Origin of the sequence: Limnohabitans sp. Jir72 (assembly GCF_003063575.1) — a bacterium.
Taxonomy (GTDB): Bacteria; Pseudomonadota; Gammaproteobacteria; order Burkholderiales; family Burkholderiaceae_C; genus Limnohabitans_A.
The window spans coordinates 297,682-322,000 of sequence record NZ_NESC01000003.1; the positions used below are offsets into that span (position 1 = coordinate 297,682).

The 24,319-nt window shown below is 62.4% G+C and carries 24 protein-coding genes and 1 tRNA gene; 4 read left to right on the top strand and 21 right to left on the bottom strand.

Going from position 1 to position 24,319, the window contains the following annotated elements; genetic code table 11:
- Window positions 1–87 precede the first annotated feature (87 nt).
- The 3 genes from paaK to B9Z52_RS06210 are packed head-to-tail and all read right to left on the bottom strand — an operon-like array spanning window position 88 to window position 2,682.
- Window positions 88–1,389: a phenylacetate--CoA ligase PaaK gene (paaK, locus tag B9Z52_RS06200; protein WP_108412960.1), complete on the bottom strand. Its 1,302-nt coding sequence runs from the start codon at window positions 1,387–1,389 to the stop codon at window positions 88–90.
- Between the two features lie 52 nt (window positions 1,390–1,441).
- The gene (gene paaI, locus B9Z52_RS06205; RefSeq protein ID WP_233251834.1) at window positions 1,442–1,879 is read right to left on the bottom strand and encodes a hydroxyphenylacetyl-CoA thioesterase PaaI; all 438 of its coding nucleotides are present in this window, start codon (window positions 1,877–1,879) and stop codon (window positions 1,442–1,444) included.
- Window positions 1,879–2,682 carry an enoyl-CoA hydratase-related protein gene (locus B9Z52_RS06210; protein ID WP_108412962.1) on the bottom strand — a complete coding sequence of 268 codons (804 nt, stop codon included), beginning with the start codon at window positions 2,680–2,682 and terminating at the stop codon, window positions 1,879–1,881. The genes paaI and B9Z52_RS06210 overlap by 1 nt, the downstream gene beginning before the upstream one ends.
- A 171-nt stretch (window positions 2,683–2,853) precedes the next feature.
- Here B9Z52_RS06210 and B9Z52_RS06215 point away from each other — a divergent pair, with 171 nt between their 5' ends.
- Window positions 2,854–3,633, top strand: a complete 780-nt coding sequence (locus B9Z52_RS06215) for an enoyl-CoA hydratase (RefSeq protein WP_108413016.1) — start codon at window positions 2,854–2,856, stop codon at window positions 3,631–3,633.
- A 71-nt stretch (window positions 3,634–3,704) separates the two neighbouring features.
- On the opposite strand, the gene B9Z52_RS06220 is transcribed toward B9Z52_RS06215, so the two are convergent.
- Window positions 3,705–3,781, bottom strand: a tRNA-Met gene (locus B9Z52_RS06220).
- A 111-nt stretch (window positions 3,782–3,892) separates the two neighbouring features.
- Here B9Z52_RS06220 and B9Z52_RS06225 point away from each other — a divergent pair.
- Both B9Z52_RS06225 and B9Z52_RS06230 read left to right on the top strand, forming a co-directional pair.
- Window positions 3,893–4,720 (top strand): 2-keto-4-pentenoate hydratase, encoded by an 828-nt coding sequence (locus B9Z52_RS06225; protein ID WP_108412963.1) that lies wholly within the window; start codon window positions 3,893–3,895, stop codon window positions 4,718–4,720.
- Between the two features lie 177 nt (window positions 4,721–4,897).
- The gene (locus B9Z52_RS06230) at window positions 4,898–5,320 is read left to right on the top strand and encodes a cupin domain-containing protein (protein WP_108413017.1); all 423 of its coding nucleotides are present in this window, start codon (window positions 4,898–4,900) and stop codon (window positions 5,318–5,320) included.
- A gap of 49 nt (window positions 5,321–5,369) precedes the next feature.
- On the opposite strand, the gene B9Z52_RS06235 is transcribed toward B9Z52_RS06230, so the two are convergent.
- The gene (locus tag B9Z52_RS06235; protein WP_108412964.1) at window positions 5,370–6,026 is read right to left on the bottom strand and encodes a glutathione S-transferase; all 657 of its coding nucleotides are present in this window, start codon (window positions 6,024–6,026) and stop codon (window positions 5,370–5,372) included.
- A 131-nt stretch (window positions 6,027–6,157) separates the two neighbouring features.
- Here B9Z52_RS06235 and B9Z52_RS06240 point away from each other — a divergent pair, with 131 nt between their 5' ends.
- Window positions 6,158–7,378: a polyhydroxyalkanoate depolymerase gene (locus tag B9Z52_RS06240; RefSeq protein WP_108412965.1), complete on the top strand. Its 1,221-nt coding sequence runs from the start codon at window positions 6,158–6,160 to the stop codon at window positions 7,376–7,378.
- A gap of 20 nt (window positions 7,379–7,398) precedes the next feature.
- Here the strand turns inward: B9Z52_RS06240 and B9Z52_RS06245 are convergent, their stop codons facing one another.
- The 16 genes from B9Z52_RS06245 to B9Z52_RS06320 form a co-directional block, all read right to left on the bottom strand.
- A complete protein-coding gene (locus tag B9Z52_RS06245; RefSeq protein WP_233251835.1) occupies window positions 7,399–8,184 on the bottom strand; it encodes a fumarylacetoacetate hydrolase family protein in 786 nt (261 codons plus the stop codon).
- Between the two features lie 43 nt (window positions 8,185–8,227).
- Window positions 8,228–9,208 (bottom strand): tripartite tricarboxylate transporter substrate binding protein, encoded by a 981-nt coding sequence (locus B9Z52_RS06250; RefSeq protein WP_108412966.1) that lies wholly within the window; start codon window positions 9,206–9,208, stop codon window positions 8,228–8,230.
- A 23-nt stretch (window positions 9,209–9,231) separates the two neighbouring features.
- Window positions 9,232–10,305, bottom strand: a complete 1,074-nt coding sequence (locus B9Z52_RS06255; protein WP_108412967.1) for an amidohydrolase family protein — start codon at window positions 10,303–10,305, stop codon at window positions 9,232–9,234.
- Complete coding sequence (locus B9Z52_RS06260) at window positions 10,302–11,183, bottom strand: oxaloacetate decarboxylase (RefSeq protein WP_108412968.1); 882 nt, start codon at window positions 11,181–11,183, stop codon at window positions 10,302–10,304. The genes B9Z52_RS06255 and B9Z52_RS06260 overlap by 4 nt, the downstream gene beginning before the upstream one ends.
- Window positions 11,180–12,580, bottom strand: coding sequence for an FAD-dependent oxidoreductase (locus B9Z52_RS06265; protein WP_108412969.1), 1,401 nt, complete (start codon window positions 12,578–12,580; stop codon window positions 11,180–11,182). Before B9Z52_RS06265 ends, B9Z52_RS06260 begins: the two co-directional genes overlap by 4 nt.
- A 4-nt stretch (window positions 12,581–12,584) precedes the next feature.
- Window positions 12,585–13,187 carry a cysteine hydrolase family protein gene (locus B9Z52_RS06270; RefSeq protein WP_108412970.1) on the bottom strand — a complete coding sequence of 201 codons (603 nt, stop codon included), beginning with the start codon at window positions 13,185–13,187 and terminating at the stop codon, window positions 12,585–12,587.
- Window positions 13,184–15,256, bottom strand: a complete 2,073-nt coding sequence (locus B9Z52_RS06275; protein WP_108412971.1) for a hydantoinase/oxoprolinase family protein — start codon at window positions 15,254–15,256, stop codon at window positions 13,184–13,186. Before B9Z52_RS06275 ends, B9Z52_RS06270 begins: the two co-directional genes overlap by 4 nt.
- Window positions 15,253–16,917, bottom strand: coding sequence for a hydantoinase B/oxoprolinase family protein (locus tag B9Z52_RS06280; RefSeq protein ID WP_108412972.1), 1,665 nt, complete (start codon window positions 16,915–16,917; stop codon window positions 15,253–15,255). The genes B9Z52_RS06275 and B9Z52_RS06280 overlap by 4 nt, the downstream gene beginning before the upstream one ends.
- 32 nt (window positions 16,918–16,949) lie before the next feature.
- Window positions 16,950–17,453, bottom strand: coding sequence for a 3-isopropylmalate dehydratase (locus B9Z52_RS06285; protein ID WP_108412973.1), 504 nt, complete (start codon window positions 17,451–17,453; stop codon window positions 16,950–16,952).
- Window positions 17,450–18,736: a 3-isopropylmalate dehydratase large subunit gene (locus B9Z52_RS06290; protein ID WP_108412974.1), complete on the bottom strand. Its 1,287-nt coding sequence runs from the start codon at window positions 18,734–18,736 to the stop codon at window positions 17,450–17,452. Before B9Z52_RS06290 ends, B9Z52_RS06285 begins: the two co-directional genes overlap by 4 nt.
- Window positions 18,733–19,656, bottom strand: a complete 924-nt coding sequence (locus tag B9Z52_RS06295; protein ID WP_108413019.1) for a tripartite tricarboxylate transporter substrate binding protein — start codon at window positions 19,654–19,656, stop codon at window positions 18,733–18,735. The genes B9Z52_RS06290 and B9Z52_RS06295 overlap by 4 nt, the downstream gene beginning before the upstream one ends.
- Window positions 19,657–19,730: 74 nt before the next feature.
- Window positions 19,731–20,441 (bottom strand): ABC transporter ATP-binding protein, encoded by a 711-nt coding sequence (locus B9Z52_RS06300; protein ID WP_108412975.1) that lies wholly within the window; start codon window positions 20,439–20,441, stop codon window positions 19,731–19,733.
- Window positions 20,438–21,214, bottom strand: a complete 777-nt coding sequence (locus tag B9Z52_RS06305) for an ABC transporter ATP-binding protein (RefSeq protein WP_108412976.1) — start codon at window positions 21,212–21,214, stop codon at window positions 20,438–20,440. The genes B9Z52_RS06300 and B9Z52_RS06305 overlap by 4 nt, the downstream gene beginning before the upstream one ends.
- Window positions 21,211–22,203 carry a branched-chain amino acid ABC transporter permease gene (locus B9Z52_RS06310; protein ID WP_108412977.1) on the bottom strand — a complete coding sequence of 331 codons (993 nt, stop codon included), beginning with the start codon at window positions 22,201–22,203 and terminating at the stop codon, window positions 21,211–21,213. The genes B9Z52_RS06305 and B9Z52_RS06310 overlap by 4 nt, the downstream gene beginning before the upstream one ends.
- The gene (locus tag B9Z52_RS06315) at window positions 22,200–23,072 is read right to left on the bottom strand and encodes a branched-chain amino acid ABC transporter permease (RefSeq protein WP_108412978.1); all 873 of its coding nucleotides are present in this window, start codon (window positions 23,070–23,072) and stop codon (window positions 22,200–22,202) included. The genes B9Z52_RS06310 and B9Z52_RS06315 overlap by 4 nt, the downstream gene beginning before the upstream one ends.
- Window positions 23,073–23,098: 26 nt before the next feature.
- Window positions 23,099–24,301: an ABC transporter substrate-binding protein gene (locus tag B9Z52_RS06320; protein WP_108412979.1), complete on the bottom strand. Its 1,203-nt coding sequence runs from the start codon at window positions 24,299–24,301 to the stop codon at window positions 23,099–23,101.
- Window positions 24,302–24,319 lie beyond the last annotated feature (18 nt).

Below are 24,319 nucleotides of genomic sequence, written 5' to 3' on the forward strand. Positions count from 1 at the left end.
TACCCCATCGCGCACGGGGTGCGGCTCCTACAAATGAGAAACCCCGACGGGTGACCCGTCGGGGTTTTTCTTTGAATCAATCACGCTTTACTTGCCGCGCAAATCCACCACGCGTTTGGCCTTGCCCTGGCTGCGCTCCACACCGCCTTCGGCCTTGAGTTCGATCGCCACGCTGGAGCCAATGTAGACCTTGATCTCGTGCTGCAGCATCTTAGCGGCGGCGCGGGCTTCGCTGCCGTCGGGGGCCACACCGGGTTTGGTCTCGATCAGCACCTTCAGATTGTCCATCGGGCCTTCACGGGTCAGCACGCACTGGTAGTGCGGCGCCAGCTCGGCACGCTTCAAGATCAGCTCTTCGATCTGGCTGGGGAACACGTTCACGCCGCGGATGATCATCATGTCGTCGCTGCGGCCGGTGATCTTTTCCATGCGGCGCATGGTGCGGGCGGTACCGGGCAACAAGCGCGTCAAGTCGCGCGTGCGGTAGCGGATGATGGGCAGCGCTTCTTTGGTCAGGCTGGTGAACACCAGCTCGCCCATCTCGCCGTCGGCCACCGGCTCGCCCGTGTCGGGGTTGATGATCTCGGGGTAGAAGTGGTCTTCCCAGATGGTCGGGCCGTCCTTGGTCTCGATGCATTCACTGGCCACGCCCGGGCCCATCACTTCAGACAAGCCATAAATGTCCACCGCGTCGATGGCCATGCGTTTTTCGATAGCGGCTCGCATGTCGTTGGTCCACGGCTCGGCACCAAAGATGCCGATGCGCAGCGAAGAAGTCTTTGGATCGATGCCTTGGCGCTCAAACTCGTCGGCAATCGCCAGCATATAGCTGGGCGTGACCATGATGATGTTGGATTTGAAATCCTGGATCAGCTGCACCTGGCGCTCAGTCTGACCGCCACCAAAGGGTACGACTGTGAGGCCGAGTTTTTCTGCGCCGTAATGCGCGCCCATGCCGCCCGTGAACAGGCCATAGCCATAACTCACATGCACCATGTCGCCGGGCTTGGCGCCGCCTGCGCGGATGCTGCGGGCCACCACGGTGGACCAGGTGTCGATGTCTTTGAGGGTGTAACCCACCACCGTGGGCTTGCCGGTGGTGCCGCTCGATGCGTGGATTCGGGCGCAGTTCTCACGCGGCACAGCAAACATACCAAACGGGTAGCTGTCGCGCAGGTCGGCCTTGGTCGTGAAAGGGAACTTGGCGATGTCGCTCAAGCTTTTGCAGTCGCTCGGGTGCACACCTGCTGCGTCGAACTTGGCGCGGTACACGGGCGAGTTGGCATAGGCGTGCTGCAGGGTTTGCTGCAGGCGCTTGAGCTGCAGGCTGCGCAGCTCGTCGATGCTGGCCTTTTCAATCGGCTCCAGGGGGAAGGCTTTAGGGTTCATTCAATACTCCACTTGATCTTTGAGACAGCGCTGTAGGCCTGTCCCCGTTGATTTATTCAGGCACCACAGAGCCCGGGATCTGCGCGCTCTTGCCACGGAACATGGCAATCACTTCGCCGTTCTGGTTCGTGACCTTCATGTCGTAAATGCCGTGGCGTCCGCTCAGGGTCTGCTCAACACCTTCGCAAGTCAGCACGTCGCCCAGCTTGCCGGGCTTCAAAAACTCGATGCTGCAACCGGCCGCCACCGCGTTCTTGTTGTAACTGTTGCAGGCAAAGGCAAAGGTCGAGTCGGCCAACGTGAAGATGAAGCCGCCATGACAAATTTGGTGGCCGTTCAGGTGCAGTTCTTTGACCACCATGCGCATCACGGCACGGCCGGGCTCGCAGGCCAGCAGTTCCATGCCCATGGTGTCTTTGGAGGCCACGTCCACCGCGAACATGGTCTCGCCCACCAAACGGGCGAGGGCTTTGGGATCGGAGGTGCTCATCATTCGCCTTTGAATTGCGCCGGGCGTTTTTCGAGGAAGGCTTGCACCCCCTCGAAGTAATCGTGTGTGCGGCCCAGCGCCGACTGGGTGTCACGCTCGGCGTCCAGGTGTTCAGACAGTGTGCGGGTGGTCGCAGACTGCAGCAAGGCGCGCGTGGCCACCAGGGCTTTGGTGGGCATCTGTGCCAAACGCTCGGCCATGGCCAAGGCCGCGGCCAAGGCATCGTCAGCCACATCCCAAATCATGCCCCAGTCCTTGGCTTGCTGAGCGCTCAACTTGTCGCCGGTCATGGCCAGAGCCATCGCACGGGCCAGACCTAGGCGCTCGACCAACAGCCAGCTGCCGCCCGCATCGGGGATCAAACCGATCTTGCTGAAAGCTTGGATAAAGCTGGCACCAGGCGCGGCAATCGCGATGTCGCAGGCCATGACCATCGAGGCACCAGCGCCAGCAGCCACGCCATTGACGGCTGCGATGGTGGGCATGCGCAGCGATTGCAAACGGCGCGTGCTGGGGTTGAAGGCTTGATCGATGATCGGGCCGGGATCGGCACGTTCGACGCGGTTGGGGCCGGGCGTGAAATCGAAGTCGGACAAATCGGCGCCTGCACAAAAGCCGCGCCCTGCGCCGGTGAAGACGGCGGCGCGGATGGCAAGGTTGGCCTCGGCCTGATCGAGCGCGGCCCACAGATCGTGGTGCATCTGGCGTGTGAAGCTGTTCAATGCGGTGGGGCGGTTGAAGGTGATCACGGCTACAGCGCCTCGCTCTTCGTACAGCACTGTGGGAACGGTGGATTCGGTCATGGAATGTCTCCTTAATCTTCGAATTTACCATTAACCGACCGATCGGTTGGTTAATGTTTTCCCCTAGTGAGACGACTGTACGCGTGCGCCGCTGCGCCCGGTTTGACAGACTTGCGGCAGCTGCCTTGGTTATAGTGACCTTTGCAATTCACATCCCATTTGGAGAAGTCCTTGAGCTACGAAAACATCGAAGTCCGCACCGAAGGCGGCAAGGTCGGCATCATCACCCTGAACCGCCCCAAGGCCCTGAACGCGCTTAACGGCCCCTTGATGGACGAGCTGGGCGCCGCCCTGAAAGCCTTTGACGCCGACGAGGCGATTGGCTGCATCATCGTCACCGGCAGCGAAAAAGCCTTTGCTGCGGGCGCAGACATCTCGGCCATGGCCAAGTACAACTTCCACGAGGTCTACAAGCAAGACTTCATCACCCGCAACTGGGAAACCATCCGCTCGATCCGCAAGCCTGTGATCGCGGCTGTGGCCGGTTTTGCCCTGGGTGGCGGCTGCGAGCTGGCCATGATGTGCGACTTCATCATCGCCGCCGACAACGCCAAGTTCGGCCAGCCTGAAATCAAGATCGGCATCATCCCCGGCGCGGGCGGCACGCAGCGCCTGCCGCGCGCCATGGGCAAATCCAAAGCCATGGACCTGGTGCTGACTGGCCGCATGATGGACGCCGCCGAGGCCGAGCGCGGCGGCCTGGTCAGCCGCGTGGTGCCATTGGACAAGCTGATGGACGAGGCCATGGGCGCCGCACTGATGATCTGCGGCTATGGCCAGTTGTCGGTGATGGCCGCCAAGGAAAGCGTGAACCGCGCCTTTGAAAGCGGCCTGAGCGACGGTGTGATGTTCGAGCGCCGCATCTTCCACGGCCTGTTTGCCACCCACGACCAAAAAGAAGGCATGGACGCCTTCCTGAACAAGCGCGCACCGAACTTTGTGAACGGCTGACGCTTGCGTGGCCTGAACACCAAGGCCTCAAAGCAAAAAACCCCAACTCTTTCGAGTTGGGGTTTTGTACTTGGTGGTGGTACCGGGATTTGAACCTGGGACATCAGCATTATGAATGCTGCGCTCTAACCAGCTGAGCTATACCACCGAAAACCAGTTGCTTCAAAACACAAAGTTTTTCAGCGGACAACTTGCGTCATCAAGCCAAAAATTATACACAAAAATTAAGCTCGCCCCAAAGCCAAGGAACAATCGGACCATGAACACCCCAGGCGCCCCACTCCTGCCGCATGCCGATCTCGCTGAACAAGCAGCCCAGGTGATCTGGTCACACTGGCAGTCGGACCAAGTGCTGAGCACCCTGCCCGAAGCCTGCCGCCCACTGACCGCCGAGCAAGGCTACGCGGCCCAGGCGCAATTGCCTTGCGTGTCTGGCCGCACGGTGCTCGGCTGGAAGATCGCTGCCACCAGCACCAATGGGCAAAAACATATCAATGTGAGCGGGCCACTGGCCGGGCGCTTGTTGTCAGGCCAGGTGTTTGACAGCGGAGCCACCGTGCCCTCGGCAGGCAACCGCATGCGCGTGGCCGAGCCCGAGTTCGCCTTTGCCATGGGGCAGGACCTGCCGCCGCAAAGCACCCCCTACACACAGCAGCAGGTCATGACCGCCGTGGCCACCCTGCACCCGGCCATCGAAGTGCCAGACTCGCGCTTGGAACCCTTCACGGCCGCAGGCGAAGCGCAGCTGCTGGCCGACAACGCCTGCGCCCGGCATTTTGTGCTGGGCCCGGCCGCGCCCGATTTGTGGCGCACTCTCGATTTGAGTACCTACCCTGTGAACGCGCGCGTGGATCAAGGCCACGCGCCTCGGTACACACGACAGGGCACCGGTGGCAACGTGCTGGGCGACCCGCGCATCGCGCTGACCTGGCTCGCCAATCAGCTGTCCCGCCTGGGTATCACTTTGCAAAAAGGCCAAGTGGTGACCACCGGCACCTGCATGGTGCCGCTGGAACTTGAACCCGGAGACAGCGCCAACGCCGATTACGGTCCACTGGGCACTGTCTGTATGACTTTTGCCAAATAAGTAGCCGCCGGCTGCGCACGCCCCGACTTGGGTGACAGATCCGTCAAAGCCGTGCATCCCGACCAAGCACATGCACCAGCAGCGCGCAACCATGCCCTTGCACATGGCCCCATGGCTGGCACACGGTTTGCAGTGTCCACCGTGGGGTCAACTGGCCCCGCTCACAAGGAGTACTGCATGTTGGACAAAACCGGAACCCTGTTCTCCCACGTCAAACCCGCCGACAAGGGCTATGTCAGCGGCGGTCTGCGTGATTTCTTTTTATACCGCGACTTAGGCATTGCCGAGGCCACCCACGGCCAAGTGATCGCCCATTTGGTCAAGGCCAATATGGCACCCGAAAAAGGCACCGGATGGCATCGCCACGAGGCGGACTTCCAGATCGTGATCATGGTCAAGGGCTGGGCTAAATTCATGTACGAAGACCAAGTCACTTTGGTCGAGGCCGGTGACTGCGTGCACCAGCGCCCGGGGATTCGCCACTTCCTGTTCGACTACTCGCCCGACATGGAGTACCTGGAGATTGTCTCGCCCGCGGACTTCAAAACCATCGAGGTTGACCCCGTGTGCGAGATCCCAGCGCCCACGCCCTGGAACTGATGCATTCAGACCCGCTGCATGCGGGCCTGAAGGGCGTCTCAAATCGGTTTCAGAACTCGGCATCCAGCTCATCGATCTCATCGGGCTCGCTCTGCGCTGCAGCCACCCATTCCTGCATGGCGGGCAAGGCCATGATGGTTTGGCAATAGGCCTGGCAAACCTCATCGAGCAGCACGTCGTAGGTCATGAAACGCGTGACCACCGGCGCGAACATGGCATCGGCAAGGCAGGGCTTTTGGCCAAACAAGTAAGGCCCGCCATACGTCTGCAGGCACTCCTGCCAGATGCTCACGATGCGGGCGATGTCGCTTTGCGCGCGCGACCACAGCTTGAAGCCGGGAAAGTGGCCCTTGATGTTCATGGGCAAAGACGAGCGCAATGCGGTAAACCCCGAATGCATCTCGCCGCAAATGGCTCGGCAATGGGTGCGCGCGTCCAATTCCGTAGGCAGCAATCCCGCACGGGGTTTGATCTCGTGCAGGTACTCACCAATGGCCAGCGTGTCCCAAACGTGGATCCCGTTGTGCACCAAAGCGGGCACGCGCATCGAGGCCGACAACAGCAACATCTCGGCCTTCATGCTCGGGTCATCGGGCGAGATGATGTGCTCCTCGAAGTCGAGCTTGACCAGCTTGGCCATGAGCCAGCCGCGCAAGGCCCAAGCACCGTAGTTCTTGCTGCTGATGGTGAGGACAGTTTTCGTCATGGGTTTCTCCTGTTGAAGCCAATGACGCAAGGGCCGTGCCAAAGCATTGAGCGTTCACAGCACCATGCCAGTGCAACACATCTGGCCCGCAACTTGCGTCAGGTCAAGCACCTTCTCCAACAAAGTCCGACATGCTGTACCAGGCCTACCAACTCCAGTCCGACTTCACGTCACCTTGGCGCCTGATGGCGCAGCACCTGAGCAGCGCCTTGTGGCTGCAAGACACCGAGCGCAGCGTGCTGCGAAAGATGTCTGCCGCCTGCGATGTGCTCTCGCGCATGAGACTGACACACACCCGACCGGCTTACGGCATCGCCCGCGTGCAGTCGGCAGGACAAAGCTGGGGCATCCAAGAGGAGACCGTCCTGAGCCTGCCCTTTGGTTCCTTGCTGCATTTCAAAAAAGTGGGCGAGGCCAACGCACCCGAACAGCCACCGGTCTTGCTGGCCGCGCCGCTGTCGGGCCACTTCGCGACCTTGCTGCGTGAGACGGTGCGCACCTTGCTGCAAGACCACGACGTTTACATCACCGACTGGCACAACGCCCGCGATGTGGGCCTGTGGCACGGCGGCTTCGGACTGGACGACTACATCAGCTACCTGATGCAGTTTTTGCAAACCATCGGCCCGGGTGTGCACATGGTGGCGGTCTGCCAGCCCTGTGTGGCGGCATTGGCGGCCACGGCACTGCTGGCCGAAGACAAGGACCCGGCGCAACCGCGCAGCCTCACCCTCATGGCCGGGCCGGTCGATTGCCGCGTCAACCCGACTGGCGTGAACGAGCTGGCCGTGAGCCAGCCGATTGAATGGTTCGAGAAAAACCTGATCAGCCATGTGCCCCTGCCGCACCCCGGCTTCATGCGGCGCGTGTACCCCGGCTTTGTGCAACTGAGCGCCTTCATGAGCATGAACCTGGAGCGCCACAAGGACGCCTTCAAAAACATGTACCGCCACCTGGACGAAGGCCGCGTGGACGAAGCGCAGGCCATTCAAAAGTTCTACGACGAGTACCTGGCAGTGAACGATTTACCGGCCGAGTTTTACCTGGAGACAGTGCGCAAAGTGTTCCAGACCTACGACCTCGCGCTGGGTCAGCTGACCTGGAAAGGCCGCACCGTGAACCCGGCCGCCATAAGGCGCACCGCCCTCATAACGGTGGAGGGCGAACGCGACGACATCTGCTCGGTGGGCCAGACCGTGGCCGCACAAGACCTGTGCACCGGCATCAAACCCTATTTGAAAACGCACCACATCCAAACGGGCGTGGGTCACTACGGCGTCTTCAGCGGCCGCAAGTGGAACGAGCAGATTTACCCCCGCGTGCGCGACGCGATCCACGTCAGCCTGGTCTGAACGGGATCACGCCCTCGGCGTCAAACGATCTTGACGCTCAGGTTGGGAAAGCCATCGACATGCATCTCGATCACGTCGCCGCGCACCACAGGGCCCACGTTCTCGGGTGTGCCGGCGTAGATGATGTCGCCGGGGAACAGCTCAAAAGCCTCGGACAGTTGCGCGATCTGCTCGGCGACCGACCAGATCATCTGGTTCAGGTTGGCGTTTTGCTTGGTCACGCCATTGACCTTGAGCCAGATGCTGCCTTGCTCAAAATGGCCCGATTGCGCCACCTTGCGGATCGCGCCAATCGGGGCCGATTGGTCAAAGCTCTTGCCGATCTCCCAGGGCTTTTTCTGATCGCCCATGCCACGCTGCAAGTCACGGCGTGTCATGTCCAGGCCCAGCGTGTAGCCATACACATGCTCCAGCGCTTTTTCTTTGGGGATGTTGCGCCCGCCTTGGCCCAGCACGGCCACCAGCTCGGCCTCGTAGTGGTAGTTTTTGGTCAGCGGTGGATAGGTGTGGTTGGCCACCGTGCCCGCCTTCACATACTGGATGGCGTCGGTCGGTTTTTGGAAAAAGAACGGCGGTTCGCGCGTCGGGTCCGAGCCCATCTCACGCGCATGGGCCGCGTAGTTGCGGCCGATGCAATAGATGCGCCGCACCGGGAACATCTCGTCCGTGCCCTCGATGGGGATGTAGGTCGCAGGCACCGCGAACGGTGTCTTGGGCTGGCTTTGCGCCATGCCCGGCGTGGCACAGCCGACCACGGCGCCCGTGGTGACCAGCGCTGTGCTTTGGAAAAAATGACGACGGTCCATGCTTGTCTCCTTGTGTTTCAACAACGGTCTCTGACCTGTGGAATCATTCAGCCGAAATCTGCTTGGTGCGGATCACGGCACCCCAGCGCGGGTAATCCTTGGCCACGATGGCAGCCAGCTCGGCTGGCGTAGAGGCTACTGCATCCAGACCGGCTTTGCCCAGCAGTTCTTTCACATCGCTTTGGCGCAAGATGGCCGACATCTCGGTGTTCAAGCGAGTGACCACGGCGGCAGGCGTCTTGCTGGGCACAAAGAAGGCATACCAAAGGTCCACATCGATGCGCTTGACGCCCACTTCCTCAAAGGTGGGCACATCAGGAGCCACCGGATGGCGCTTGGTGCTGCCCAAGGCCAGGGCATTGAGCCTGCCGTTTTTCACAAAGCCCTGCGCGATGTGCACCGGCAAAAAGCCCACGTTCAACTCACCGCCCAACAGGTCTTGTGTATAGCCTGCCGTGCCCCGGTAAGGCACATGCAGCATGAAAGTGTTGGTCTCCAGCTTGAACAGCTCCATGGCCATGTGGTGGGGTGTGCCCACACCCGGCGAGCCAAAGCTGATCGAGCCCGGCCGAGCCTTCACCTGCTTGACCAGATCGGCCACCGACTTGATGCCGGTTTTGGGGTTGGCCACCATCATCAGGGAGCCATAAGCGGCCATCGACACGGCAGACAAATCCTTGACCGGATCAAACGTCACGTTCTTGTACATCTGGGCCGCGATCAACATGGTGTTGGCACCCATCAAGATGGTGTGGCCATCGGGCACCGCTTTGGCCACCGCATCGGCACCGATGTTGCCGCTGGCACCCGGTTGGTTTTGCACCACCACCGATTGCCCCAGACGCTCGGCCAGGCGCGGTGCCACCACGCGGGCGATGGTGTCCATGCCCGTGCCTGGGGTGAATGGCACGATGATCTTGATGGCCTGAGTGGGGTAGGCGCTTTGCGCAGCCGCTCCCAGGCTGAAGGCCCCGAGCAACAGTGCGGCGCAAGCCGCGATTTTCTGGCGATGGATGCGGTTCATGGGTGGATCTCCCTTGGGTTGATTCAAGCGGTCTTGGCTGCTGGCGGGATCTTGAACAGCCGCTCGGCGTTGTCCTGGAAGAACGCCTTGCGCACCTGCGGTGCCATGTCCAGGCCCTCCAAAATGCCCACTTCTTCGGGCGCATATTGGTAGGGGTAATCCATCGCGTACAGCACGCGGTCAGGCCCCATGAAGTCTTGCGTGAACTTGAGTGCAGCGCCCCAAGCCACACCGCTGTTGGTGATGTGGAAGTTCTCGCGCAGGTAATCGCTGGGCTTTTTCTTCGTGGGCTGGATGCTCGGGTAGCGCTTGGACTTGACGGTGGCCGCGTGCATGTAGTCAAGGCGGTAAGCCCAGAACGGCAAGGCCTCGCCCATGTGACCCAAGATGATCTGCAGCTTGGGAAAACGGTCAAACACACCCGAGGTGATCAAACGCAGCGCATGCAAGCCGGTCTCCACACCAAAACCGTAAATCGCGCCATCCAGACCCGCTTCGATGAAGTGCTGGATCATGCTGGCCGGCATGGCATTGGGGTGCAAATAAATCGGCGTGCCCATCGCCTCGGCGGCTTCAAAAATCGGCCAGAACTTGGTGTCTGACAAATACTCGCCCTGGGTGTGCGAGTTGATCACCACCGAATGCATGTTCAGCTGGTTCACACCGCGCTGGATTTCCTTGGCGGCTGCGGCAGGGTCTTGCGGCGCGACCGCGATCATGCCCACCAGGCGATCAGGGTGACGGCGCATGGCCGCAGCCAGGATATCGTTGGCCACAGGCGCAAACGACACCGCCGTGTCTTTGTCCATGATCTGCACGCCGGGCGAGGTCAGGCCAATGACCTGCACATCCACACCCGCTTCGTCCATGTGTTGCAAGCGCAAATCGTCCAGATCGACCAGACAACGCATGATGTGCTGCGCCCGTTCGCTGGGGCTGCTCATGTAAAAGCCCATCAGGTGCTTGAAGCCCACATCCACATCGCCCTTGGCCAGTATCTGGTTGTAGATGTCCAGCATCTCGGGCGGGCAAAACGCCTCCTCGGTGGCAATGCGGCGATAAGGCCGCTGGGGCAGTTGGATCAAGGTCTTGCTCATGGGGTTTCTCCTGCTTCGTAACGCTGACCCTGTGCCAGCAATTGGGGTGTCTCAATGACGGCGTTCAGGCCATCGAAGTCCAGCATCTTTTCTTGCCAAGGCCGTGTGGTCTGGTGCGTGTGCAAGCTGGCGTAATAGCCTTGCAAGGTGTGCAGCACGGCCCGCGCCGTGCCGCCCGGAAAGATCACGATCTTGAAGCCGCGCTCGCCCAATTCGGCCGCGCTTTGCACCGGTGTCTTGCCACCTTCGACCATGTTGGCCAAGAGCGGCACACGCTTGGCAAACTGGGCGCAGGCGCGGTTCATTTGTTCATCGGAGCGCAGGGCTTCGATGAACAGCGCATCGACGCCACATTCCAAATAACGCTCGGCCCGCTCCAGCGCCGCGTCCAGTCCTTCCACGGCCACCGCATCGGTGCGGGCCAGGATCAAGGTGTTCTTGTCGTGGCGGGCGTCCAAGGCTGCACGCAGCTTGCCTTGCATCTCGGCCACGGGCACCACACCCTTCCCGTCCAGATGGCCGCAGCGCTTGGGAAATGTCTGGTCTTCGATCTGAATCATCGCGGCCCCGGCCCGCTCGAAGTCGCGCACCGTGCGCTGGGTGTTGAGCGCATTGCCAAAGCCGGTGTCGGCGTCCACGATGACCGGGATGTTCACCCGGTCGGTGATGTGCGCCAGGGTCTGCGCCACTTCGGTGGCGGTGGTCAGACCGATGTCAGAGCGACCCAAGCGCGTGTAAGCGATCGATGCGCCCGACAGGTACACGGCTTCAAAACCGGCCTGCTGAGCCACCAGCGCGGTGAGTGCGTCGTACACACCGGGGGCGAGCAAAGCCTGGGGTTGTTGCAGGCGCTGGGCCAAAGTGGTGTGCTGGCTCATGGCGTGTCTTTCAAAAGTTGTTGTGCGGTGTGTGCCGCAATGTGCCCACCCGCAATGGCGCTGAGCAAACCGTTGCCCGACAAATAACCCCAGACCGCTTGCCCCGACACGCCCCGCGCTGCGCCGCCTGCTGCCAACACATTGGGCAAGGGGCTGCCGTCTTGGCGCAACACGCGGGTTTGCGCGTCGATGTCCAAACCGCCTTGGGTGTGGAACAAAGCGCCGGTCACCTTGATGGCGTGAAACGGCGCTTGCAAGGCGCGTTTGAACGTGCGGCCCGTGGCCGGGTCGGTGCCGGGCTGCACCGCGTTCAAGGTGGCTTGCAAAGCGTCTGGCGGGCAGCCGATCAGTTGCGCCAGTGCGGCCGCATCGGCGGCGTGTTGCACCGCGCCCGCGCCTTGGGCTGCCACAAAATCCGGGAACTCTTGCGCAAAATTCAAAAGCGCGCCGTCGAACACATTCCATGCCACGCCGCCCGGCTGCGCCAGCACATGCACCGCAGCCTCCGAATAGCCTTGGGTTTCGTCATGAAAGCGCTGGCCTTGGGCGTTGATCTGCACGCCGCCTTCCATCATCAGCGCCCACGAGATCAAGGCCCCTTGCGGCACGGCCCAAGAGCCGTGGCCTTGGTACGCACCCAGGTCGGCCAATCGCGCGCCCAGTTGTTGGCCCCAGGCGATCGCGCTGCCATCGTTGCCCACATGGCCTGCATAAGTGGCCTCGGCCATCTCGGGCAGCATCTCTTTCACCATGGCCGCAGCCCCGCCAAATCCGTTGCAAGCCAAGATCACCGCATCGCAGCGGATGCGCTCGGTCTGGCCATCGGGCCGCACAAAACCCACACCGTGGATGCGCTGCGCGTCGTCGGCCCACAGCTCGGTCACTTGCGCTTGCGTGAGCACCACCACGCCTGCGGCGTCGGCCGCCGCTTGCAGGCGGCTCATCAGACCGGCGCCGGTTTTTTCGGGCACGGCGTGCATGCGGTGGGCGCTGTGGCCCGGGTACAAAAAGTTGTCCAGCACCTGCCAGGGCATGCCGTGGTGTTGGGCCAGCGCGTCCATGGCGGGGCCGATGTTGTGAGCATAGGCTTGCACCAGGTGGGGTGCAGCTTGGCCATGGGCCTTGGCTTGAATGTCTGATGCGAACAAGTCCACGCTGTCGGTGATGCCTTGGGCCTGTTGGGCTTGCGTACCAGGCGCAGGTACAAAGCCAGAAGACAAGGCCGTGGAGCCAGCAGCAAAGGCATCGCGCTCCAGCACCACACACTCCACACCCAGCCTGTGCAAAGCCAGCGCAGCCGTGAGGCCACAAGCGCCAGCGCCCACGATCACGACCGGTGTGTGGTCCTCGGCTTGCAAATCAGCAGCCCGGCGAACTTGCGGCAGCGGCGCGTTCATGGCTTCAACCCAGTTGTTTCAAAAAAGTGGCGCTGTCCATCACATCGCCCACCGACGCCATGTCGGCCAACGCGGCTTGGTGCGCGGCGTCGCTGAAGGCGGCGCAACCGTCGGACAACACGATCACATGGTAGTCACGCACATGCGCATCGCGCACCGTGCTGGCCACGCCACCGTTGGTGACGATGCCGCACACCACCAAGGTGTCGATGCCCGATTTCTTGAGCACCCAATCAAGCTGCGTGTTGAAGAAGGCCGAGTAAGCCACCTTGAACACCGACACATCCACCAGCGGGGCGAGCAAGTCCACATTGGCCTGACCCCGGCTGCCCGGCGCAAAGTCGCCTTGGCGCAAAAACGGGCGGCGCTCTTTCAGGTGTGCCGAGATCATGGGCTCGCCCTGCGCGTTGGGCCACAACGTGAACAAACTGGCCGTGACCAAGCCGCCATGGGCTTTGATGGCACGCGCCACCGGCGCCATGCGCTCGGGCAGCTTCACGGCTTCGGCGCTCAGGGTGTTGCCCCGGGCATAAGCGCCGTCGGGCGCGAGAAAGTCGTTTTGCAGGTCGACGATGACCATGCCGAGTTTGGCGTTTTGCAAATTCATGCTGTGCGCTCCACCAACAAGTTGCCCAGTTTGTCGACACGGCCATCAAAGCCCGGCTCCAGCCAAACGGTGGTGTCGGGCTGCTCCAAAATCGCCGGGCCTTGCACCACGGTGCCGACGGGCAGGCTCAGGCGCTCGTAGCGCTGCGCGGTCCACCACTGGCCTTGGTGGTACACCTGCTGCTCGCCCACCGGGGTGGTGCGGCCTTCGCCTTGCGGCGCCAGCACCGCCAAGTCGAACTTGGGACGCCGTCCGATGCGGGCATAACGCAGGTTCATCACACGGATCACCGGGCCTTGCAACACACGGCCAAAGGCGTGTTGGTAAGCGGCCTCAAACGCGGCCAACAAACCGGCGGCATTCAATTGCTCGCGCTTCACAGGCACTTGCAGGGTGTGCGTCTGGCCCATGTAGAGCATGTCGAAGCTGATGACTTCATCGACCCGTACAAAGTTCACACCGGCGGAGTCCAGGCGCACCTGGCAAGCCTCGGCCAGTGCGTCCACACGTTCCATCAAACTGGGCCAAGCCACATCGGCCAGGGCCACGTTCAAGGTCTGCACCGCGTCGTGGCGCATGTCGGCCATCACGCAGCCCAGCGCCGAAGTGACACCCGGATAACGCGGCACGATGCCGGTGGTCACGCCCACCTCGCGCATCATGGCGCAGACATGCAAACCACCGCCGCCGCCAAAGGGCATGTAGGCGAACTGGCGTGGATCGTGGCCACGCTCAATCGACACCACACGAATCGCACCCGCCATGCGGGCATTGGCCACCGTCAAAATTGCCTCGGCCGCGGCCAGTGCGGTCAAGCCCAAAGGCTCGGCCACATGCTGGGTGATGGCTGTTTCGGACAAGCCCGAATCGAGCTTTTGCAACAAACCGCCGCCCAAAGGCCGGTCGGCCGCAATGCGGCCCAGCAGCACGTTGGCATCGGTCAAGGTGGGCCGGGTGTTGCCGCGTCCATAACAGGCCGGACCGGGAATGCTGCCGGCCGACTCGGGGCCCACTTGCAGCATGCCGCCCGCATCGACCGAAGCGATCGAGCCGCCCCCGGCACCGATGGTCTCGATCTGGATCATGGGCGAGCGCACCACCAGGCCAAACTCAATCGACGTTTGCGCCGCCAGTGCCGCTTCGCCCCCCGCCACCAAAGACACATCAAACGAGGTGCCGCCGATGTCGCCGGTGATGACGTTCTCAAAGCCCGAAGCGCGCGCAATCTCGGCGCAGGCCATCACACCCGCCGCAGGCCCTGACAAAGCGGTGCGCACCGGCACATCACAAGCAGTCTGGCGCGACATCACGCCGCCATTGCTTTGCACAATCAGCAACTCACCACCAAAGCCCTGGGCGCGCAAGTCGCCATCGAGGCGCTGCAAATAGCTGCCCACCACGGGCTGCAAAGCGGCGTTCAGGGTCGCGGTCGAGCAGCGCTCGAACTCACGGATTTCGGGCAGCACTTCGCTGGCCGCCGTCACATAGCTGTTGGGCCAGATCTCGCGCACAGCCGCCACAGCGGCTTGTTCGTTGCCGGGGTTGGCATAGGCGTGCACAAAGAACACACACACCGCCTCGCAGCCTTCGGCCAGCAGAGCGCGGGCTTGCTCGCGCACCTGATCCAGATTCACGGGTGTGTGCAGTTGGCCATCGGCCAGCACGCGCTCGTCCACTTCCAAGCGCCATGCACGCGGCACCACCGGGGTGTAGCTGCCGCGCAGGCCCCAGGTTTGCGGACGGTCGCGGCGACGCATTTCCAGCACATCGCGGAACCCGCGTGTGGTGATGATGCCGGTGCGGGCGATCTTACGCTCCAGCAAGGCGTTGGTGCCCACCGTGGTGCCATGCACGATGGTGGCGATGTCTTTGGCGCCTTCGGCACCCGTGACCCCGGTCACTTTGGCGATGCCGTTCATGAAGCCCCGGGCTTCTTCACCCCGGGTCGAGGGCACTTTCACGATGCGGGCTTGACCGGTTTTTTCGTCCAGCACAAACAGGTCGGTGAAGGTCCCGCCCACGTCCACGCCCACCACCCAATGCGGCTGATTCAATGTTGGCTCGCTCATGCTTGCTCCTTGGTGTAACCGAGTGCCGCGTCATTGGCGCGGTCTTTTTCAGTGCGCTCAGCCGGAGCGCCCCAGCCGCCGCCGCCGGGCGTTTGCAGGCGCACGCGGTCGCCCTTTTTCAAATGGATGCCCAACATCTTGGACACCATGGGTGGGGTCTTCCACTCGCCGTTCTGGCAATACTCAAACACGTTGGGCAGCGCAGGCTTGCCGCCGTGGATGCCCTTGGGCGCGGACTTGCCACGCTCGCCAAAGATGAAAGCCTCGGCGCTGTCTTCAAGCAATTCGATCTCGTAAATTGCGCCCAGACCGCCCCGGTGCTGGCCATCGCCCCCCGAGCCAGGGCGCAAGGCCCACTGGGTGAAGCGCACCGGGTAAGCCGCTTCGAGAATCTCCATCGGCGGGATCGTGGCGGTCGAGATCGGCGCATTGCCGTGCGACAAGCCGTCGCCATCCGAGTGGCCGCCGTGTCCACCGCCAAAGAAGCTGAACATCACCCAGCGCTGGCCTTTGCGTTTGTCATCGGTGCGATGCCCGGCGATCGACAAGGCGTTGATGGTGCCGTAGGCATGGGCCACGGCACGCTGTGGGTCGGCCAAGGCCGTGGCGCTGAAAATCACGTCGATCATGCGCAAAATGGTTTCGGTGTAGCCGCCCACCGGACGCGGACGCGAAGCGCTGATGACCAAGCCGTCGGGGATCACAAAGTCCACTGCATCCAGCACACCCGCGTTGGCGGGGACGTCGGGGAACACATGCTTCAAAGCCACATAACAAGCGGCCACCGCCGTGGCGCGAGAGATGTTCACGGGACCTGCGCACTGCGCCGAGGTGCGCGAAAAGTCCAGCGTCAACCGGTCACCGGCCACGGTCATGTCGAGCGCAATCGTCAGCAACTCGTCTTTCACGCCATCGTTGTCCAGCACGTCTTCAAAGCTGTAGCGGCCATCGGGCAGGCTGCCGATGTGCGAGCGCATCAGGCGCACAGCGCGGGTGCGCAGCTCCACCAGGGCCTGGGCCACTTTGGCGTCGCCGTATTCATCCAGCAAGCCGTCCAGACGGCGAGCGCCCAATTCGAGCGCGGCCAGTTGGCCGTTCAAGTCGCCCCACAGGCTGTCGGGCAGGCGGGTGTTGGCGCGCAGGATGGCCAACACATCGTCGTCCAGCACGCCGCCGCGCAAGATGCGCACCGGCGGAATCTGCACCGCTTCTTGCCAGCACTCGGTGGCCGCCGGGTTGTAGTTGCCGGGCACCGCGCCGCCCACGTCGTGCCAGTGCGCGGCCGATGCGAGGAAGCAATACAGCTGCCCGTTGCGAAAGCAAGGCTTGACCAGCTTGAAGTCGTTGGCGTGCGTGCCGCCTTCGTAGGGGTCGTTGAACAACCACACATCGCCCGGCTGCATGCCGCCGCGCTCGGCCGCCACGCGCATGGCGGCGCGCACGGCAAAAGCCATGGCGCCCACAAACACGGGCAGGCCCGACTTGCCCTGAATCAGGGTGTCGCCAGTGATGGCGTCATACAAGCCGTGGCAAGCGTCATGCGCCTCGGCAATGATGGGGTTGAAGGCGCTGCGGTACAGCGTCGCGTCCATCTCGTCGGCGATTTGTTCCAGTCGGCCGCGCAGCACGGCCAAAGTCACGGGGTCCATGACCGGGTCCATGCCTGTCGGTGGTGAATTGGGATTCATCGGGTTCATCCTTGCTTTCTTTGTTTGAGCAGGGGCAGCAAGCCGCCTGCGTCGACCATGTCCATCAAAAAACCGGGAATGGGCGCACACGCCAGGCGTTGGCCATTGGCGCGCAGCACCACCGGGGCCTCACCCTCAAACAGCACGCCCACGCGCTCGCCCTCTTCGATCTGGTCGGCCTCGGGGCAGGTCAAGAGCAGCAGCCCCAAGTTGAAGGCGTTGCGGAAATACAAGCCGCTGTAAGACGGTGCGATCACCGCTGCCAGGCCCAGGTGCCTGAGCACACCCGCCGCCTGTTCACGCGACGAGCCGATACCGAAGTTGGCACCCGCCACGATCACATCGCCCACTTGCACGCCCGAGGCAAAGTCGCTGCGCACCGCCTCCAGGCAATGCCAGCCGATCACCTCCAGACCGTGCTTCATGTAGGCCCCGGGCGCCAAGGCGTCGGTGTCCACGTCGGCCCCCAAGCGCCAAACGCGTGCGTTGGCCATCGATCGATTGCTCATGCCAGCACCTCCCGTGCATCGCTGATGCGCCCGCGCAAGGCCGAAGCCGCCACGGTGTAGGGCGATGCCAAATACACATTCACACTGGCCGGGCCCATGCGGCCTTTGAAGTTGCGCGCTGTGCTGGAGATCACGGTGGCCCCTTCAGGAAAAGTCGCGCCGTAACCCGCGCACGCGCCGCAGCTGTTGGACAGCACCACAGCACCAGCGTCTTGCAGGATCTGCATCACGCCTTCTTGCTGGGCCTGGGCTTGTTCGCGGGCGCTGGCGGGCGCCACCATGAGCTGCACGCCCGCAGCCACGCGCCGGCCTTTGAGCACCGATGCGGCGGCCCGCAGGTCTTCGAGCTTGGCGCCAGTGCAGGCGCCGATGTAAGCAATGCTGGGCACCACGTCGGCAAACTCGGCCACACCGCGCGTGTTAGCCGGGCTGTGCGGCGCGGCCACTTGCGGGCTGAGGGTGCTCGCGTCAAAACGGTGCTGTTCAAACTCGGCGTCTTCGTCGGTGAACCATTGTTCGGCCCCGGCCAATCGCTCGGGCGATACCCCGATCGACTGCAAGTGCGCGGTGGTGGTGGCGTCGGCCGCAATCAGCCCGGCCTGCGCGCCCATCTCGGCGCTCATGTTGGACAAGGTCATGCGCTCGGCCATGGACAAGGCCTGCACAGCAGCGCCTGCAAACTCCACCGCTTGGTATTGGCCGCCGTTCATGCCAAAGCGGCCGATCATGTGCAGCATCATGTCCTTGGCCGACACACCGGCTTGCAAGCGGCCCGACCAATGCATGCGCAAGGTGCGTGGCACCTGCACCCAGATCTGGCCGGTCACGCACACGCCCAGCATTTCGGTGGCACCGATGCCGAACATGTAGCAACCAAAGGCACCGCCCGTGGGCGAATGCGAGTCGCCGCCGACACAAAACATGCCGGGCTTCAAATGGCCCCGCTCGGGCAGCACCACATGGCAGATGCCTTCGCTGTCGATCACATGCGGCAGCTGCCATTGTTTGGCGGTGTCGCGGGTGATCTGGATGATTTTTTGCGCATCCGCGTCTTGCGCGGGCACGTAGTGGTCCAGCACCAGCACGACTTTGTTTTTGTCCCAGATCTCGGCGCCCAACTCGTCCAGCATGGGCTTGAGACGCCGGGGGCCGGACGAGTCGTGGAACATGGCCAAGTCCACGTTGCAAGTGACCACCTCACCGACGGCGACATGGCTGCGCCCGGCGGCGCGGGCAATCAGCTTCTGGGCCAAGGTTTGTGGCAAAGAAGTAGTGGCGGTCATTCGGCTTGGGCTCCTGCATACTGGACCACGGCTTTCCAGCGCACGATCTCGTGGCTGACAAAGCGTGAAAATTCTTCGGGGCTGTTGCCCACGGGGCTGGCCCCTTCGCTTTCGATGCGGCGCCTGACCTGCGCCGTCTGCACGGCAGCGCGGGCGGCATCGGACAAGCTCTTGCTCAATTCGGGGCTCATGCGCGCAGGCCCGAACAAACCGAACCAAGCGCTCGACTCGTAGCCGGGCAAGCTCTCGCCAATGGCCGGCACATCCGGAAACGCCGCCAGGCGCTTGGCGCTGGTCACGCCCAAGGCCTTGAGCTTGCCCGCCTTGATGTGCGCCTGCACATTGCCCACGGCGGCAAACATCAAATCCACCTGCCCAGCCAGCACGTCCTGCACGGCAGGGGCGGTGCCACGGTAAGGGATGTTGACGATGAAGACACCCGCTTTCATCTTGAACGCATCGCCCGCCAGATGCAGCGACGAGCCCATGGCGCCAATGGCAAAGTTCAGCTGACCGGGCTTGGCTTTGGCCATGGCGATCAGCTCGGACACATTGTTGGCGGGCAGCTTGGGGTGGGCCACCAACACCGAGGGCGAGGTGGACACCATGGTCAATGGCGTGAAGTCTTTGACGGGGTCAAAAGGCAAATGGGGGTACAGCGAGGCGTTGATCGCGTGGCTGGTGAAACTCATCAGCAAGGTGTTGCCATCGGGCGCGGCCTTGGCCACCGCATCGGCCGCCAGGTTGCCGCCCGCACCGGCCTTGTTGTCCACCAGCACCGTGCGGCCCAGCTGCAAGCCCAGCGCTTGCGCCAAGGTGCGGGCCATGGTGTCGGTGGTGCCACCGGCGGGCGCCCCTACCAAAATGCGGATGGGCGGCTGCGCAGGCACCTGCGCCGCAACTGGCATGCACACAGGCATCCACAGGCCAAGGCCAAGCAAGCTGCTCAAGCAACGTGTCAGGCGGCGCGTCCACACAGCGGGCTTCATGGTTTTCACATGCCCAAATAAGCCTGGCGCAGCGTGTCGCTGGCCAGCAGCTCGGCGGGCGTGCCCGCAAAACGGATCGCGCCGTTTTCCATCACATAGGCGCGATCGGCAATGTCCAGCGACTGGCCCACGTTTTGCTCGACCAGCAAGACCGCCAGACCCGTGCTGCGCAATTGGGCAATCAGCGCAAACATTTCCTCGACCAAGAGCGGCGACAAGCCCAGCGAAGGCTCGTCCAAAATCAACAAGCGCGGCTCGGCCATCAGGCCTCGGCCAATGGCCAGCATCTGCTGCTCGCCACCGCTCAGGGTGCCCGCGAGTTGCGTCACACGCTCTTTGAGGCGCGGAAAAGTCTCGTACACCTTGTCCAGGTTTTGCGCCCGGCGCTCGCGGCCCCGGGTGAAGGCGCCCAGCTCCAGGTTTTCGTGCACGCTCAGGTTGGGGAAAACCTTGCGGCCTTCGGGCACATGGATCAGGCCATGCGTCACCACCTCGCGCGAATGCAAGCCGGTGAGGTCGCGCCCATCGAACTGCACCTGCCCGGCCCGCGTGGTCACCAGGCCACTGAGGGTGAGGTTGAGCGTGGTCTTGCCTGCGCCATTGCTGCCCAAGAGCGCCACGGTCTCGCCGGGCATGACCTGCAAATCCACACCGCGCAAAACCTCGACCGCACCGTAGCCCGACTTGAGGCCTTGCACATTCAACAAAGCGTTCATGGCTGAGCCTCCTTGGCGGCTTGCGCTTTGGCCACGTTCTTTTGCAAGCGCTCGGCCGTGCCGTGGCCCAGATAGGCCTCGACCACGGCTTTGTTGTTCGTCACCTCGGCCGGCGTGCCGTGGGCAATCAATTGGCCTTGGGCCAGCACCCAGACCTCTTGCGCGAGGCTCATCACCGCTTGCATGACGTGCTCGATCATGAGCACCGTCACCCCGCTTTGGGCAATGCTTTGCACCACCGGGATCATCTCGGCAATCTCTTGCGGGTTGAGACCGGCCAGCACTTCGTCCAGCAACAACAAGCGTGGCCGCGTGGCCAGCGCACGGGCCAGCTCCAGCCGCTTGCGACCAGCCACCGTGAGGTCACTCGCCAATTTGTCCAGCTGCGGCGTCAAGCCAACTTGGCTTGCCACCGACTCGGCAAATGCCAGCGCTTGGGCACGACCGGGCAGGTGCAGGTGTGCACCCACGGCGATGTTCTCGCGCACCGTTTGCGCCGCAAAGGGCTGCACGATCTGGAAGGTGCGGGTCAGGCCCATGCGGGCGTTCAGGTGCGGGGCTTGGCCGGTGATGTCTTGCCCGGCAAAAACCACCCGACCGGTGCCCGGCTGGATGAAACCGGACATGAGCGCAAACAAGGTCGTCTTGCCTGCGCCATTAGGCCCGATCAGGGCGCTGAGACGCCCTTCGGTCACCGACAGGCTGACGTTTTGCACGGCCTTGAGTCCGCCAAAGGATTTGCCCACGCCGTCGATTTGCATCAGCGTGCTCATGGTTTGCCTCCATGTTGTTCGCCATCAGAGGCCTTGCTGCCGCGCAACCACTGCAGCGGCGTGATGGTGCCCAAGCCAGCAATGCCGCGGGGCAAGAACATCACAATGCCGATCAGCACCACGCCGTAAATGACCATGTTGATGCCCGGCAATTGGCCGAACAAATTGCGCGTGAGGTCGGCCAGGATGTGCAAGCTGACAGCCCCCAAGAGCGGCCCCCACAGCGTGCCCAGGCCACCCACGATCGCGCCCACCAAGGCCTCGACCGAGGTGTGCGAGCCAAAGGCAATGCCCGGATCGATGTACTGGAAGACCTGCACATAAAACGCGCCGCCAGCACCCATCAGGCCGCCTGACAAAATGGTGGCGATCAGTTTGACGCTGAAGGGGTTCACGCCGATGGCGCGGGCTGCGTCCTCGTTGTCGCGCACCGCCTGCAAATAAGCGCCAAAGCGCGAAGCCTTGAGCCATGCTGTGACGCACAGCGCCAGCGTGACCAGCCCCAGCATGAGCCAGATGAAGCCGGAACGGTTGGCAAACTGCATGTTGGCAGCCGACTCCTGGAGCGGCAGCATCAAGCCCACGCCTGCGCCTGTGAAGGGCACCGAGGTGGCCACGATGCGGAACACCTCGGCAAAAGCCAGCGTGACCAGCGCAAAGTAAGAGCCCTTGAGGCCGTAGCGGAACGAGGCCGCGCCCACAAACGCACCCACACCGGCTGCAAAAGCCATGGCTAATGGCAAAGCCACCCAGGGGCTCAGGCCCCACTGCATTTGTGCGATGGCCTGCACATAAGCACCCGTGCCAAAAAACAGCGCATGCCCAAAAGAGAATTGACCGCCAAAACCGCCCAACACGTTCCAAGCTTGCGAGAGCAAGCAAGCGTACAGCGCGGTCATCACAAAGTTGAGCACCACACCCGATTGGGTGAAAAACGGAACGGCGCCGATGACCAAGGCAAACAGCGCGATGCGGCGAAAGTCTTTCATGCCTTCGCTCCAAAGAATCCTTGCGGCCTGAACATGAGCACCACAATGAAGATCACAAAAATACCCACCTGACCGAGCGATTCACCCAGCAGCAAACCGCCCAGCGACTCCACCACCCCAATGAGCAAACCGCCCAGCAAAGCCCCGGCAAAGCTGCCCATGCCGCCCAGCACCACGATGGTGAAGGCCACCAGCACAAAGCCATTGCCCACTTGCGGGTTCACGTAATAGGCGGGCAGCAAAAAGCAGGCCGCAGCGCCCAAGCTGGCCAGCCCCAAGCCAAAGCACATGGCGTAGACATGGTCTACATCGATGCCCATCAGGCGAGCACCCTGCTTCTCCTTGGACACCGCACGGATGGCCCGGCCCAGATCGGTCTTTTGCACGATGAGCAGCAACGCTGCCGACACCACCAAGGCCCCACCAAACGCCACCAGCTTGGGCAAGGCGATGAAGGCCGGGCCAATCTCGACCGTGCTCAGGGTGTACGCGGTTTCGATGCTGCGCGTGTCGGACTTGAAGAACAACAGCGCCAGGTTTTCCAGCACGATGGACATGCCCAGCGTGACCAGCAAGATGTTTTCGTCCTTGCCGTGGCTGGCGCGGTTGATGACAGTGCGCTGCAAGGCATAGCCCAGCACGAACATGGCGGGCACCATGATGGGCAAGGCCATGTAAGGATCGATCCCGAGCTTGTCCTTGAGCATGTACACACCGTACAGCGCCACCATCAAAGCCGCGCCGTGCGCGAAATTGATGATGTGCAGCACGCCATAAATCAGCGTCAGGCCCAGCGCAATCAGCGCATACACGGCACCGGTGGTGATGCCGTTGAGCAGTGACGGAAACAGGATGTTCAAGTCAAGCATCGAGAATCTTTCAGTTCAATACCAGATCAGCCCTTGAGCGGGAAGACTGGCTCGACTTCGCGGTAGTCGCGCGGCACGATCACCTTGATGTCGCCCTTGTAGACCTGGGTCATCAAAGGCTGTGCGCCCATGTTCTGGCCATTCACAAACTGCGTAGGACCGTAGGGCATGATGTGGTTGGCAAACTTGCTGGACGCCAGCGCATCGGTGATGGCGGCGCGGTCAGGCGACTTGGCGCGCTCGATCGCATCGGCCAACAGCATCATGGCGGTGTAGGTCATGAACACTTCGTAGCTGAAGAACTGGCCTTGTGCTTCGACACGCTTTTTGAGTTCGGCCGAGCGCTTGTCCTTGGGGTTGAACCAGTGGTTGCAGTCGATGATGCCGTTGGCCGCCTCTGGAAATTCCTTGACGAACTTGTAGCTCGACGCCGCGCCACCCAGCACCGAATAAATCGCCTTCGGTGTGATTTTTTGCTGCTGCAAGGTGCGCACCAGCAAGGCGTATTCGTTGTAGTAGTTGGCGGGGATCAAGATGTCGGGATTGACCTGCTTGATGCGCAGCGCGATGTTGTTGAAGTCACGCGTGGGGTTGGCGTGCTTGATGATTTCTTTCACTTCGTAGCCATAGCCAGGCAATTCTTTGGCCAACAAGTTGGCGGTGCCTGTGCCGAACAAAGACTCTTCGTGCACGATCATCACGGTGCGTGCAGGCTTGCCTGCTGCGGTGTTCAGGGCGTGCAAGCTGGCCACGGCCACTTCGGCGCACTTCTTGTAGCCAGGGCCAAAGCGGAAGGTGTTTTTCAGGCCGCGCTCAACGATCTGGTCGGCCACGCCGACGTCGACCACATGGGGCAGGTTGTACTTGGCAGCCGCTTGCGTGGTGGCCAGGCAGATGGCCGAGGCAAAAGCACCGACGACAGCGCTCACACCGGCTTCGTTCATCTTCTCGATTTCGGCAATGCCCGCTTGCGGGTTGGACTGCGCATCGCCCAGCATGGCCTCGATCTTGGCGCCGCCCAGCGACTTGATGCCACCGGCCTTGTTGATGTCCTCGATCGCCATTTGCGCACCCATGCGGCACTGCTGGCCCGAGTAAGCCAAGGCGCCCGTCACGGGGTGCAACACACCGATCTTGATGGGCTTGGGTTGCGCCCCTCCCACCAACGGAAACGCGAGTGCCGATGCCGCAGCAGCGGACTGGCCCATAAAGGTACGACGTGTGGTCATGAGAACATCCTTTTCGTG

Coding starts and splice junctions, on each gene's coding strand:
- paaK (WP_108412960.1), bottom strand. CDS start 1,389: ATGAACCCTAAAGCCTTCCCCCTGGAGCCGATTGAAAAGGCCAGCATC.
- paaI (WP_233251834.1), bottom strand. CDS start 1,879: ATGAGCACCTCCGATCCCAAAGCCCTCGCCCGTTTGGTGGGCGAGACC.
- B9Z52_RS06210 (WP_108412962.1), bottom strand. CDS start 2,682: ATGACCGAATCCACCGTTCCCACAGTGCTGTACGAAGAGCGAGGCGCT.
- B9Z52_RS06225 (WP_108412963.1), top strand. CDS start 3,893: ATGAACACCCCAGGCGCCCCACTCCTGCCGCATGCCGATCTCGCTGAA.
- B9Z52_RS06230 (WP_108413017.1), top strand. CDS start 4,898: ATGTTGGACAAAACCGGAACCCTGTTCTCCCACGTCAAACCCGCCGAC.
- B9Z52_RS06235 (WP_108412964.1), bottom strand. CDS start 6,026: ATGACGAAAACTGTCCTCACCATCAGCAGCAAGAACTACGGTGCTTGG.
- B9Z52_RS06240 (WP_108412965.1), top strand. CDS start 6,158: ATGCTGTACCAGGCCTACCAACTCCAGTCCGACTTCACGTCACCTTGG.
- B9Z52_RS06245 (WP_233251835.1), bottom strand. CDS start 8,184: ATGGACCGTCGTCATTTTTTCCAAAGCACAGCGCTGGTCACCACGGGC.
- B9Z52_RS06250 (WP_108412966.1), bottom strand. CDS start 9,208: ATGAACCGCATCCATCGCCAGAAAATCGCGGCTTGCGCCGCACTGTTG.
- B9Z52_RS06255 (WP_108412967.1), bottom strand. CDS start 10,305: ATGAGCAAGACCTTGATCCAACTGCCCCAGCGGCCTTATCGCCGCATT.
- B9Z52_RS06260 (WP_108412968.1), bottom strand. CDS start 11,183: ATGAGCCAGCACACCACTTTGGCCCAGCGCCTGCAACAACCCCAGGCT.
- B9Z52_RS06265 (WP_108412969.1), bottom strand. CDS start 12,580: ATGAACGCGCCGCTGCCGCAAGTTCGCCGGGCTGCTGATTTGCAAGCC.
- B9Z52_RS06270 (WP_108412970.1), bottom strand. CDS start 13,187: ATGAATTTGCAAAACGCCAAACTCGGCATGGTCATCGTCGACCTGCAA.
- B9Z52_RS06275 (WP_108412971.1), bottom strand. CDS start 15,256: ATGAGCGAGCCAACATTGAATCAGCCGCATTGGGTGGTGGGCGTGGAC.
- B9Z52_RS06280 (WP_108412972.1), bottom strand. CDS start 16,917: ATGGACCCGGTCATGGACCCCGTGACTTTGGCCGTGCTGCGCGGCCGA.
- B9Z52_RS06285 (WP_108412973.1), bottom strand. CDS start 17,453: ATGAGCAATCGATCGATGGCCAACGCACGCGTTTGGCGCTTGGGGGCC.
- B9Z52_RS06290 (WP_108412974.1), bottom strand. CDS start 18,736: ATGACCGCCACTACTTCTTTGCCACAAACCTTGGCCCAGAAGCTGATT.
- B9Z52_RS06295 (WP_108413019.1), bottom strand. CDS start 19,656: ATGCCTGTGTGCATGCCAGTTGCGGCGCAGGTGCCTGCGCAGCCGCCC.
- B9Z52_RS06300 (WP_108412975.1), bottom strand. CDS start 20,441: ATGAACGCTTTGTTGAATGTGCAAGGCCTCAAGTCGGGCTACGGTGCG.
- B9Z52_RS06305 (WP_108412976.1), bottom strand. CDS start 21,214: ATGAGCACGCTGATGCAAATCGACGGCGTGGGCAAATCCTTTGGCGGA.
- B9Z52_RS06310 (WP_108412977.1), bottom strand. CDS start 22,203: ATGAAAGACTTTCGCCGCATCGCGCTGTTTGCCTTGGTCATCGGCGCC.
- B9Z52_RS06315 (WP_108412978.1), bottom strand. CDS start 23,072: ATGCTTGACTTGAACATCCTGTTTCCGTCACTGCTCAACGGCATCACC.
- B9Z52_RS06320 (WP_108412979.1), bottom strand. CDS start 24,301: ATGACCACACGTCGTACCTTTATGGGCCAGTCCGCTGCTGCGGCATCG.